At 53.2% G+C, this 11,458-nt stretch carries 12 protein-coding genes and 1 tRNA gene; 2 read left to right on the top strand and 11 right to left on the bottom strand.

Annotation, left to right across the window (positions count from 1 at the left end; translation table 11 throughout):
* Positions 1-97 precede the first annotated feature (97 nt).
* From D781_RS04410 to D781_RS04395, 5 genes are all read right to left on the bottom strand, one after another.
* Complete coding sequence (locus tag D781_RS04410; RefSeq protein WP_041412001.1) at positions 98-1,168, bottom strand: LacI family DNA-binding transcriptional regulator; 1,071 nt, start codon at positions 1,166-1,168, stop codon at positions 98-100.
* Positions 1,169-1,264: 96 nt separating this feature from the next.
* Positions 1,265-1,834: a L,D-transpeptidase family protein gene (locus D781_RS04405; protein ID WP_015671107.1), complete on the bottom strand. Its 570-nt coding sequence runs from the start codon at positions 1,832-1,834 to the stop codon at positions 1,265-1,267.
* Between the two features lie 779 nt (positions 1,835-2,613).
* Positions 2,614-2,976 (bottom strand): putative T6SS immunity periplasmic lipoprotein, encoded by a 363-nt coding sequence (locus D781_RS23565; protein WP_015671106.1) that lies wholly within the window; start codon positions 2,974-2,976, stop codon positions 2,614-2,616.
* Positions 2,977-3,040: 64 nt separating this feature from the next.
* Positions 3,041-3,505 (bottom strand): DUF943 family protein, encoded by a 465-nt coding sequence (locus D781_RS04400; protein WP_015671105.1) that lies wholly within the window; start codon positions 3,503-3,505, stop codon positions 3,041-3,043.
* A 49-nt stretch (positions 3,506-3,554) separates the two neighbouring features.
* Positions 3,555-4,025, bottom strand: coding sequence for a DUF943 family protein (locus tag D781_RS04395; protein WP_015671104.1), 471 nt, complete (start codon positions 4,023-4,025; stop codon positions 3,555-3,557).
* Positions 4,026-4,892: 867 nt separating this feature from the next.
* Between D781_RS04395 and D781_RS22515 the strand changes: the two genes are divergently transcribed.
* Positions 4,893-5,261: a tlde1 domain-containing protein gene (locus tag D781_RS22515; RefSeq protein ID WP_015671103.1), complete on the top strand. Its 369-nt coding sequence runs from the start codon at positions 4,893-4,895 to the stop codon at positions 5,259-5,261.
* Positions 5,258-5,596 (top strand): hypothetical protein, encoded by a 339-nt coding sequence (locus tag D781_RS04390; RefSeq protein ID WP_015671102.1) that lies wholly within the window; start codon positions 5,258-5,260, stop codon positions 5,594-5,596. The genes D781_RS22515 and D781_RS04390 overlap by 4 nt, the downstream gene beginning before the upstream one ends.
* Before the next feature lie 300 nt (positions 5,597-5,896).
* Here the strand turns inward: D781_RS04390 and D781_RS04385 are convergent.
* The 6 genes from D781_RS04385 to gpt form a co-directional block, all read right to left on the bottom strand.
* Positions 5,897-5,972, bottom strand: a tRNA-Thr gene (locus tag D781_RS04385).
* Between the two features lie 204 nt (positions 5,973-6,176).
* Positions 6,177-7,430, bottom strand: coding sequence for a glutamate-5-semialdehyde dehydrogenase (gene proA, locus D781_RS04380; RefSeq protein ID WP_015671101.1), 1,254 nt, complete (start codon positions 7,428-7,430; stop codon positions 6,177-6,179).
* Positions 7,431-7,439: 9 nt separating this feature from the next.
* Complete coding sequence (gene proB, locus D781_RS04375) at positions 7,440-8,543, bottom strand: glutamate 5-kinase (RefSeq protein ID WP_015671100.1); 1,104 nt, start codon at positions 8,541-8,543, stop codon at positions 7,440-7,442.
* A gap of 107 nt (positions 8,544-8,650) precedes the next feature.
* Positions 8,651-9,052 carry a sigma factor-binding protein Crl gene (crl, locus tag D781_RS04370; protein WP_015671099.1) on the bottom strand — a complete coding sequence of 134 codons (402 nt, stop codon included), beginning with the start codon at positions 9,050-9,052 and terminating at the stop codon, positions 8,651-8,653.
* A gap of 60 nt (positions 9,053-9,112) precedes the next feature.
* Positions 9,113-10,360 carry an esterase FrsA gene (gene frsA, locus D781_RS04365; protein WP_015671098.1) on the bottom strand — a complete coding sequence of 416 codons (1,248 nt, stop codon included), beginning with the start codon at positions 10,358-10,360 and terminating at the stop codon, positions 9,113-9,115.
* 290 nt (positions 10,361-10,650) lie between these two features.
* On the bottom strand, positions 10,651-11,109 hold the full coding sequence (gene gpt, locus D781_RS04360; RefSeq protein WP_015671097.1) for a xanthine phosphoribosyltransferase: 459 nt from the start codon (positions 11,107-11,109) through the stop codon (positions 10,651-10,653).
* Between the last annotated feature and the right edge of the window lie 349 nt (positions 11,110-11,458).

Here is an 11,458-nt window from a genome sequence, read left to right as displayed (position 1 = left end):
TTTAATGAGTGAGCCGACTCACATTAATGATGATTAACGACGATAAATGTGAGCGCTTCGCCACACGGTTAACCCAGGTGATGGATAGCGCCTGCGCTTACAGACGTGACACCTGCCGTGCAAGCTGCAGCAGCGACTCGGCCAGCGCCTGAGGAGAGGAGGCCTGCGCGTCGGGCGGCAGGACAGTTTTGCGTTTGACCAGCGTGACCGGCAGCAGTTGATTGCCGGTCACGGCTTCACCATAGGAGAGCTGCAGCAGCCTGTCGACGCTGCTCTGCCCCAGCTGCGGGAAATCCTGCTTGATGGTGGTCAGCGGCGGGATATAGCAGGAGCTGTCTTCGGTATCGTCATAGCCGATCAGCGAAATATCGGTCGCGACGCGCAGGCCAAATTCGCTTATCGCACGCATCGCTCCCAGCGCCATCTGGTCGTTACCGACCAACATCGCCGTGGGAAGCGTGCCGTCATTCAGCATCTGCGACGTCTGCTGGAAACCGGACATTGCGCTCCAGTCGCCTTCGATTTGCGCCACGGGCTGCAGATGATGCTGCGCCAGATACTTGTGCCAGCCCGCCAGCCGCAGCCGCGCCGAGATGGAAGTTAGCGGCCCCGTCAACAGCGCAATACGTTGGTGACCGTGCTGCAGCAGGTGCTCAACCCCCAGCCGCGCGCCGTCGTCATGGGAGAAAATAATGCTGTTAACGGGGTAGCTGTCGGAGACATCGAGGAACACCACCGGCACGTTGCCGCAGGCCGCGGCCACCGCAACGGCGTCTTGTTCATCCAGCGGGTAGTTAACGATCAACCCGTTGACCCGCTGCGTCAGCAGGTTGTGCACCGCCGCCTGACACGCCTCTACGCCGCTGCGTTCCACCATGCCGACCACCACGCCGGCGCCGACGCGATCGGCGCGGGACTTAATGGCGGCGACAATCTGCGACGGCGCATGCAGCGCCAGGTTGGCGGTAACGACGCCGATCAGCGGCAGCTGCTTGCCCGCCAGCTGCTGGGCGACGCGGTTGGGAATGTAATTGAGCGCCGCCATCGCGGCTTCAACTTTCTCACGGGTTTTGGCGGAAACGTGGTTGGCCTGATTAACGACGCGGGAGACGGTCTGATAAGAGACGCCCGCGTGCGCTGCGACATCGTATAGCGTTACCGGTTTCACATTCATCCCCTGATTCCAAAGTGGTCCGCAGTATCATGCCACAGCCGGGAATATTTTTCGTCACCGGACAAGGGAGCGCCGCACGGCCCCGCCGGTTTACGGCTCAATGCGCACCGGCGTGCCGGTCGGCACCAACGACCACAGCTCCTTCATCTCGGCGTTGGTCACCGCAATGCAGCCATCGGTCCAGTCCAGACGCTGCAGCAGCGGCGACAGCCATCCCCAGCCGTTGGGCTGGCCGTGGATCATAATATGGCTGCCCGGAGAATAACCGCCCGCTTTGGCCCGTGCGCTATCATCAGCACCCGGGTAGGAGATATGCAGGCTGAGATAATACTTGGAGCGGGAGTTGCGCCAGTCGATGCTGTAGTCGCCTTCCGGCGTTTTCTGATCGCCCTCGCGCGTTTTGGCGCCGCCGTCCGCCGCACCGCCGAGCGCGACAGAATAGCTGACCACCACCTGATTATCCTTTAGCAGACTCAGCGTGCGCGACGCCTTGCGAATCAGCACCTGATCAACCTGCTCAGCCGCGGCGCGCTGCGCCGGCGGATCGCCGTAGCCAAAGCGCGCCATCAGCCAGCTATAGGCCAGCGGACAAAGCACCAGCAACGTGAAAAAAACCAGCAGGTAGCGGCCGACGCGGCCGGGACGCTTAAGACGATGCATAACGGTGAAATCTCCATAAAAATGGGCTGAACAAGGCGCTCAGCCTCTGTCCTTGCGTCCGCTTCTCCGCCGCCGTTCGGCATGTCACAACCGGCATGTGCCGATAAACGCGCGGAAAAAGTAACAACGAACCTTTCCATGATAACAAATCAGGCCATATATCCGCAGGCCTTAATCATAATATGTAAATTATTTCCTATTAAAACGGATAAATAACGGCGCTGCGCTCTTAAGCAGAGCATAAAAACAGCCCTGCGATGTCAAAAACCAAGTAAAAACACTTAAACAGAAGCATGCTGCGGAAGGCTATAAAAAGGATTAACATTAACCATTTAAAATATCAATAATTTATATTTTATTATTGAAAAATTGAAAATTTAATAGAGAAACAATCACTGCCGGCATGTCTGGCATGGCATTTTTCATCAGGGTATTCATCTGAGCCTTTCGAACGTGATATCACCAAAACGATACAGAGCCTTACGATGAAAGTAATAAGCAGCGTGAAGAAGTTATCGGTGAACTTGCTAAAGAAGAAAGCAATATGATCTCCCTAGTTTCCGCCAGAAAAATATCCTGTTCAAAATTCGGGGATACCAAATACGACTGTGAAGTAGAGATGGAAACCAAAATTCAGCTGGTAGGCATATCGAAAACCATCAGCACGTTACAGTTTATCAGAGACTGCAGCAAGTGGAGGCTGGTCCTAGGTTAACATGCAGCTAATAAAAATACTGGTCGTGTTTGGCCAGTATTTTTATCATTGAATTTAAATAGTTTCACTTGTTATCTCTACCTTGAAAATGAAACGTAGCCTGAATCAACCTTTGCCGCCTATCATTATCCAAGCCATAATAAACCACATACTCATTACCAGCTTTAAAATGATAATCAAAAGTAGGCAAACATTGGCTGCTCACAGGGTAAAAAGGGGAATCATCAAACAGTTTACTGAATGGCTTATCTGTTTTACTGGAGATTTGAATTGATGTAATACGTTCACCTAACTTAGCGGGGTATAATATACACGGTGATTTCCCCTTTAGCGTAACATCCGCATGTAACGTTTCTGGTAAGCGATCGCCAGGCCCCGGACAACCAGAGACAAGAAGAATAGAACATATAATAAAAAACATTTTCATTAGCCACCTCTAGTTAAGAGTTTACTCACTTATTCGTGCGTCCACTGTTTGCTAGTCAGGAGAATTATTCACGTTTAATCTTGACCACTTCTCTCTTATCGCTCAGTGAATAACGTCCATCACATGTAATAAAGAGCAGGCGATCGTTTTTGATCTGTCTAACGGAAAACAGGGGATTTTTATCGATACAATTACTCTTCGTTTTCATATCATCAAAGCACAGCCTGTCATATTTACCTTCTTCTTGATAGCCATTGCCAAAGTCCCAGAAGGTGATGGTAAAACTGCCGTAACTTGCCGGCTTGGGAATGTTATAGCGCTCCTTTAGCATGGATTTATTGTTCAGCCACCAGTTTATTTTCCCGTGGTCCGTGAGAGGAAATCCTTTGACCAAAACATCACTAAAATTATCATTCTCATGAACAGCGAAAATTTCAACTGTACGCAGCGAGATAAAAAATAAAGAGCCAATAAGGAGACAAGCAATCATTGTCAGTATATAGAGCAGATTTTTACTTTTTACTTTCATTCCGTTACAAACAACTCCTCAGGTAAAGTCCATGGCGTGAAAAGTCGTTTTACCACCCTTTAAGTTTCACAATGTCGCCATTATCTTTTATTATATAACGCCCATTGTCCACGGTGAAAAATATGCTGCCCGCACGGTTATTACTCACAATAAGTACGGCATCTTTTTCAATACAGTTCACATCTGTCTTCATCTCAGGAAAACAAAGCCTGTCGTATTTTTCTTTCTTTTTATAACCGTCACTGAAATCCCAAAAAGTAATGGAAAAACGCCCAGAATCAGGAGATGAGGTAGGTATACCATAGTTTTCACTTAACTTATCCTTATTCGCCAACCACCAGTTTATTTTACCTTTGTCGGTTAGCGGGAAATTGGTCACCAAGACGTCACTGAAGTTATCATTAGTATGAACTGCAGCAATCTCTGCTGTGCGTAACCATAAAGAGATCGCATATCCGGCAAGCATGCAACCAACCAGCAATGATGATGCATAGCGTAAAATGTTATGCCTTACTTTCATTACCTCCTCCATGTCCGTCTTATCTTAACAGCAGCTAATAATTCCAACACTGGACGCCATATAAATTCTCTGTGTAACGTGCCGGTCTAACATGAAAACCATCTCCTATAACAACCCTTTTCAGCACTAGCCTCCCGGAAAACACCGGATATATTATGGCTTTCCGTATGTTTTTGTTACCTTTTTATTTTCATCAGTTATAAATTCAAATCGGCAATACTGGCCGCCAAGCGCGTAGATAAGCTCATAGTTCGAAATCTTCCTCAATATGAATGGAATACAGGTATCAGGATATCTCTTTACGATCCCGTCCTCCATCGCCAGTGGTTTTCCATAATTATTAATTATTTTCTGATGAGGTTAATGAGTAATACTCCAGCGCATCCCCAGGAGTAGAAGCTATGCATATACGGCTTTTATCTACGGTAACATCACCCTCCTGATGAAAAGTAAGCCTATCGCCGCTACATCCCGTTAGAAGGATAAACAAAAAACATAAAGAAAGATGTTTAATCATTTAGGAAAACCCATTAATATTATTTTTAATCGAATCACTTACAAGTTTAGTTATACAACAACCTATAACCACCTTCATGTTTGAAATGGACCGCCATTAACAAACCAATAAAATATCAATATTGTAAATGCAAACACAATTATCATAGTTATAATTCAAATAAAAACAAATAAATATAGTGGCAAAACAATACCACATCGGTGTCACTTTAGCCCTTCACATATTATGAATAATTTGATCCATGCCAAAAATAACAAACAAGAAAGAAGAAATATAAAATGATTATGGCAAGATGTCTCTATAGATAGGAGTTAGTTATTTAAATTATTTATGGATGAGAGGGATTTCATATGGTATGGGTCTATCAGCAAAGCTCAGGAAAACTGTCCAGGAATGGGAAATTGATTGGCATTGGGTATGCAGGTGCAGATAAGGGAAAGAACAATCCTGAACTTCAGGACGTGAGCAACGTAGGCCCTCTGCCGAGGGGGAAATATATCATCACTGGACGTCCATTTAATCATCCTACCACGGGAAAATACTCCATTCGCCTGCAACCATGCCCATCAAATGAAATGTTTGGACGAGCTGGCTTCTTGATTCATGGTGACAGCATCACCCGGCCAGGGACAGCATCTACCGGCTGCATTATAATGCCACTACGAACGCGACAAGAAATATGGGCCAGTAACGACAGATACCTTGAGGTGATTCAATGAATAAACTTTTACTGATTGCCGGGCTGATGTTCGCCATGTCTGCCGGAGCGGCATCTCCCGGCTGCACATCATGGCCGATGAACATGGCCGAAGTCTGGATGAAAAATGAAAAAATCGTTGATATCGCGAATATTGATGAGACGCAAACAGAATCCAAGCTGCTGGCTATTGAGAAACATGACAAGGGAGAGTACACACAAATTTATCACTTTGTATTCCATGATAAAAATGGGAAAAAATACGAAGTGATCACGCAAAATGACGCATCGGCCGATGAGTGTTCCCTAAGTGACGTCACTGTGTTCTTGGTATCTAAAAGTACAGTCAACCACTGATAATAGTCGCCACCTCAACGCTGCCGCACTGAGCCTACAGTTGTTTAGAGCCGTTCAATACAGCGCCACTCTGATATAAAGCTCTAGTAAGGTGCGCAACCAGAAACTGGAGCAGGTCAGTTATGCGGAAGCCGGCTTTCAACTGACATAATCACCCGCTTCAAGCCTAGATACACAAACATGCACCCGCTTTGCGCGTGGGCTACAACAAACCATACCGCACTTTTGCGAGCGAATAGATTTGTATCTTATTTATTATCAATTAAAAAATTACTTCAAAAAACTTCTTCGAAAGTTTGATGGTGCCGATAATAGGAGTCGAACCTACGACCTTCGCATTACGAATGCGCTGCTCTACCAACTGAGCTATATCGGCTTTGAGGGGGTAGATCTGCGGGGCAGATCGGCGTGCGTTGAACAACTTATGCAAAAGCCGACGATGAGTCAATAGGCGGCTAATCGTTCGCTGAATATCTCATCAACCTTATACTTATTGTGGGCTAAATCCGGCGTTGACGACCAAAATAAACGGGGCGCAGCATGCTGCGCCCCGTCGTCTTGGTTAACTGCTGGCTGTGCGTCAGCCGCGCACCAGATCGTCACCGTAGCCGATCCACTTATAGGTAGTCAGCGCGTCCAGCCCCATCGGGCCGCGGGCGTGCAGCTTCTGCGTACTGACCGCCACTTCTGCCCCCAGGCCGAACTGGCCGCCGTCGGTAAAGCGGGTGCTGGCGTTGACGTACACCGCCGAAGAGTCCACCGCGCGGACAAAATACTCGGCGTTGCGCAGCGAACGCGTCAGGATAGCGTCGGAGTGGTTGGTGCCGTGGCTGCGGATATGCTCAATCGCCTGGTCGATATCCTCCACCAACGTCACGTTCAGGTCCAGCGACAGCCACTCGTCTTCATAATCTTCCGCCTTCACCGCGGTAACCTGCGCCGGGCCGCCCTGCAGCAGCGGCATCGCGCTGTCGCTGGCGTGCAGCGTCACGCCGGCCTCCGCCATGCGGGCGCTGAGCGCCGGCAGGAAGCTGTCGGCAATGCTGCGGTTCACCAGCAGCGTTTCCACCGAGTTACAGGCGCTGGGGCGCTGAATTTTGGCGTTTTCAATCACCGTCAGCGCCTTGTCGTAATCCACATTGTCGTCAACATAGATATGGCACACGCCGATACCACCGGTAATCACCGGAATGGTGGACTGTTCACGGCACAGCTTGTGTAGGCCGGCGCCGCCGCGCGGGATCAGCATATCCACATAGCGATCCATCCGCAGCAGCTCGTTCACCAGCGCCCGGTCCGGGCTGTCGATCGCCTGTACCGCCGCCGCCGGCAGGCCGCACTGCTCCAGCGCCTGCTGGATCACCTTCACCGTCGCCTGGTTGGTATGGTGCGTCTCTTTACCGCCACGCAGGATCACCGCATTGCCGGTTTTCAGACACAGGCTGGCGACGTCGATGGTGACGTTAGGCCGCGCCTCATAAATTACGCCGATCACGCCCAGCGGCACGCGGCGACGTTCCAGCTTCAGGCCGCTGTCCAGCAGGTTGCCGTCCAGCACCTGACCAACCGGATCGTTCAGGCGGCACACCTGCCGCACGTCGTTGGCGATCGCCGTCAGGCGCGCCGGCGTCAGCAGCAGGCGGTCCAGCAGGGCTTCGCTCATCCCGCTGGCGCGCGCCTGCGCCATATCCTGTTGGTTAGCCTGTAAAATGATGTCGCTGTCGGCTTCCAGTCTGTCGGCCATCACCGACAGCACCTGATTCTTTTGCGCCGTGCTGAGCACCGCCAATTGCCAGGAAGCCTGCTTGGCGGCCTTCCCCATCTGCTCGAGCATGCTTACTCCTTAACTTACGATCATATCGTCGCGGTGCACGGCCACCGGGCCGTATTCATAACCGAGAATATCACTGATTTGCTGCGAGTGGTGTCCGGCAATCATGCGCATGGCGTCGCTGTTATAGCGGCTGACGCCGTGGGCCAGATCGCGCCCCGCCAGGTTGCGGATGCGGATCACTTCGCCACGGGAGAAGTCCCCCTTCACCTCGCGGATGCCCTTCGGCAGCAGCGAGCTGCCGCGCGCCATAATGGCGTCAACCGCGCCGTCATCCACGGTGATTTCGCCGGCCGGCGGCGCGCCGAAGATCCAGCGCTTACGGTTCTCCAGCGGGGCTTCCTGCGCGTGGAAACGGGTGCCTACCGGGTTGCCGTCGATCACGTCGGCCACCACGCCCGGCTTGCCACCGGCGGCGATCACCACGTCGACGCCCGCGCGGCAGGCCACGTCGGCCGCCTGCAGTTTGGTGCCCATCCCGCCGGTGCCCAGGCCGGAAACGCTGTCGCCGGCAATCGCCCGCAGCGCATCGTCAATGCCGTGCACTTCGCGAATCAGCTCCGCCTGCGGGTTGTTGCGTGGGTCGGCGGTGAACAGGCCCGGCTGATCGGTCAGCAGCAGCAGTTTGTCTGCACCGGCCAGAATCGCCGCCAGCGCCGACAGGTTGTCGTTATCGCCGACTTTGATCTCCGCAGTGGCAACCGCATCGTTCTCATTGATCACCGGCACGATGCGGTTATCCAGCAGCGCATTCATGGTGTCGCGCGCGTTAAGGAAACGCTCACGGTCTTCCAGATCGGCGCGCGTCAGCAGCATCTGCCCGACGTGGATGCCGTAAATCGAAAACAGCTGCTCCCACAGCTGGATCAGGCGGCTCTGCCCCACCGCCGCCAGCAGCTGTTTCGAAGCGATAGTAGCGGGCAGCTCGGGGTAGCCTAGATGCTCACGCCCGGCGGCAATCGCCCCGGAGGTGACAATAACAATGCGGTGACCCGCAGCATGTTGCTGTGCGCACTGGCGCACCAGCTCGACAATATGGGCGCGGTTCAGACGCAGCGATCCGCCGGTCAACACGCTGGTGCCCAATTTCACAACCAATGTCTGGCTGCCGTTCATAATCATTCGCCGTTGAAATAGAAGAAGTGCAGAGGACTTTGTATCAGGAGAGACGCGTTATGCCAACAGGCACAACGCGAATTCAGTGCAATTGCCGGGGAAACCGCCTAAGCAGAAAGTTTGATCGGCTGCTCGTTAAAATCGTCGGCAGGTTCCAGCGACAGCTCCATCCCGTTCAGCAGCTCCGCCAAACGCTGATGGAAATCCCGCAGCGTGGTTTCCAGCTTACCTTTTACTTCAGCATCTTTAATCTTTTCTGGCTGCCATACACCTTCTTTATTAAACAACCCGAACTGATAGGTATAGGTAAAACGCGTATCGTCCGCCTGCAGCTCAATCCACCAGCCCCAGAACTCTCGCTTCTCCGGCGCGGGTTTCACGTTGACGCATACGGCCAGACAGTCAAAGAAAAACCGGTCGTTCTCACATTGCCCTTCACGCAGGTACGGCCCCAAGCTGGCAAATCGTTTCATTAGTCGGCTTTTAGGGTGACCACTCGGTAACGTCATACTTCAACCTCCTTAATGTAGACCCCTCTTTTTAACAAACTGTTAAAAATTAGCAACTATTTAACGCATTTTGTCGTGCAGCCAGCGGCTCATCTGCTGCAGCGCCTGATGGAAGCTGCGGTAGATCGGCGCGCGCGGGATCGCCAACAGTTTACCGTCCAGTGAGGAAGAAACGATCAGCTGCGATTCCGCTTTCGAACTGAGCGGGTCCTGTTCCCAGAAGCCGGACAGCATCGGCGTGTAGCAACGACGGCCGAGCAGGCCCTGCATTTTCAGCGAGTAGCGGTTCAGCTCCATCTTCAGCACGTGATCGGACGCGTCGGCCATGCCCATCCGGCTGGCCAGCACGTCCATATACATGTCCGGCACCTGCTGCTGGTTGCGGGCATCGCACAGCACGCCGTGCACCACCGGCCCGAGGCAGGCGACGCCGCGCAGGCGCTGCGGCTCCAGATATGCCAGCCGCACCGCCACGTTGGCGCCAAAGCGGAAGCCGAAGGCGGTCACCCGCTGATGGTCAATCCAGGGCACGCCGGGCAGCTGGCTCAGCACCTGCTGGTGCAGGAAGCTGGAATCCTGCGTCAGTTTCCATTTGGCGGAAGCGCCGATCGACGGCATATCGATGGTCAGCATCGCAATGCCCAGCGGTGCCAGATAGTCGTTAAACAGGCGGTGATAGTCGGTCTGCAGCGTATCAAGACTGCCGCACATCAGCACCGTCGGGAACGGCGCCTTGCCCTGCTCCGGCATATGCAGGAAGCCGGTGATCGGGCTGCCGCCGTCAATCTTGAACTCCAACTCCTTGAGCTGATACGGCAGCAGCAGCGCCGCTTCCTCATAGGCGCGGTTAGCCAGCACTTCGGCCTGTTCCGCCAGTTCGTCGCCTTTCAGGTGTGGATAGCCGGCGATACTGTAAAAGTTGGCGGCGCGCAGCCAGTGTTTGCCCGCCAGCAGCGGATCCTGCTGCTCAAGCGCGCGCTGCTGCCACTGCATGCCCTGATGCACCCACTCGTAAACCCAGTTGCCGTTGCGGTAGCCGACCACGGTATCGAGCAGGCGCTCGTCGCTGTGCTCTGCCGCAGAGGCGGCAATGCGCGACAGCACCTCCACGATCTCCACCGCGTCCACGCCGCGCCACGCCCACAGCAGGCGGTTCAGCATGCGATACCAGTTATTGGCGGTGTCGCCTTCCAGCGGCGAGTGCATGGTGGCGGAACGGGCGTGCGACGCACGCCGGATCAGCGTCGACGTCTCGCGGTGCTTGAATGAGGGCTTGAATAAAATCTCGGAAAGGTTGGCTTGTGCCATGGTAACAACAGCCTCCGTAAATCGGACGCAGGCAAAAACGGCCTGATGACTACCCGTAGTGTACCTAACTCTGGCGCGGGAAACCAATCTATCTCATTGTTAAATAGGCGTTAATTTTACGCTTCACTGCGGCAACGGTGTCCGCTAGCGCACTGATAACTAATCCGTTTATCGCTAATCACGGCGGAGAAACGGCGTCGGACGGCAGGAAAAAAACGGCGGGAATTTACAAAAATAAAGGCGGGAAATGACAACGCCCGGCATTACCGGGCGTTGCTGCGGTCAGGCGCTTAGCGGCCGCCGATAGGCGGCAGGAAGCTGACGCCCATATCCCAAGGCTGTTCGATCCAGGTATCCTGCGGGATGTCGACCACATAGTCGTCCACCAGCGGACGGCCGGCCGGCTTGGCGAAAATGGTGACAAAATGGGCTTTCGGGTACATCTCGCGGATGGCTTTCGCGGTGCCGCCAGTATCCACCAGATCGTCAACTACGATGAAACCTTCGCCGTCACCTTCAGCGCGCTTGAGGATTTTCATCTCGCGCTGGTTGTCGTGGTCATAGCTGGAAATGCAGACGGTATCGACGTGGCGAATCCCCAGTTCGCGCGCCAGCAGCGCCGCCGGCACCAGCCCGCCGCGGCTTACCGCGATAATGCCGGTCCATTTTTCAGCAGGCAGCAGGCGATGCGCCAGTTTGCGCGCTTGCATTTGCAACATATCCCAGGTAACAACGTATTTTTCGCTCATAAAAGGTGTCCCAGCCAGTGTAAAATCGGCTTACTCAAGTGTTCAGGGGAAAAAAGGTTGCGCGAGATTATAGAGATTGGACGCGCTGAATACCAGTTGAACCGAGGAATTCATCGCGAATTCCTTACCAGGCTCTTCTGGTCATTGATGCTGAAAAAGCAGGCAACTTGCTATAAAACCGCGCCATTTTGTCGATTATGCAGTGCGATAGCACGCGCGCACCGGCGCTAATAAAATGATATTCTCTGACTATCGTGCCGACGCGGCACACACTAGCCACGCTAACGGCAGCCGCCCCGGCCACGCGTTTATCTCCGCCGGGCATTGCCCTTAACTTAACCGCACGGCT

Origin of the sequence: Serratia sp. FGI94, from assembly GCF_000330865.1 — a bacterium.
Taxonomy (GTDB): Bacteria; Pseudomonadota; Gammaproteobacteria; order Enterobacterales; family Enterobacteriaceae; genus Serratia_B; species Serratia_B rubidaea.
This window is presented reverse-complemented; position numbering and strand designations above follow the sequence as displayed.

Bases quoted from the DNA above. Each gene is read 5' to 3' on its own strand.
- D781_RS04405 (WP_015671107.1), bottom strand. From the start codon at position 1,834: ATGCATCGTCTTAAGCGTCCCGGCCGCGTCGGCCGCTACCTGCTGGTT.
- proB (WP_015671100.1), bottom strand. From the start codon at position 8,543: ATGAACGGCAGCCAGACATTGGTTGTGAAATTGGGCACCAGCGTGTTG.
- crl (WP_015671099.1), bottom strand. From the start codon at position 9,052: ATGACGTTACCGAGTGGTCACCCTAAAAGCCGACTAATGAAACGATTT.
- frsA (WP_015671098.1), bottom strand. From the start codon at position 10,360: ATGGCACAAGCCAACCTTTCCGAGATTTTATTCAAGCCCTCATTCAAG.
- proA (WP_015671101.1), bottom strand. From the start codon at position 7,430: ATGCTCGAGCAGATGGGGAAGGCCGCCAAGCAGGCTTCCTGGCAATTG.
- D781_RS22515 (WP_015671103.1), top strand. From the start codon at position 4,893: ATGGTATGGGTCTATCAGCAAAGCTCAGGAAAACTGTCCAGGAATGGG.
- D781_RS04390 (WP_015671102.1), top strand. From the start codon at position 5,258: ATGAATAAACTTTTACTGATTGCCGGGCTGATGTTCGCCATGTCTGCC.
- D781_RS04395 (WP_015671104.1), bottom strand. From the start codon at position 4,025: ATGAAAGTAAGGCATAACATTTTACGCTATGCATCATCATTGCTGGTT.
- D781_RS04400 (WP_015671105.1), bottom strand. From the start codon at position 3,505: ATGAAAGTAAAAAGTAAAAATCTGCTCTATATACTGACAATGATTGCT.
- D781_RS23565 (WP_015671106.1), bottom strand. From the start codon at position 2,976: ATGAAAATGTTTTTTATTATATGTTCTATTCTTCTTGTCTCTGGTTGT.
- gpt (WP_015671097.1), bottom strand. From the start codon at position 11,109: ATGAGCGAAAAATACGTTGTTACCTGGGATATGTTGCAAATGCAAGCG.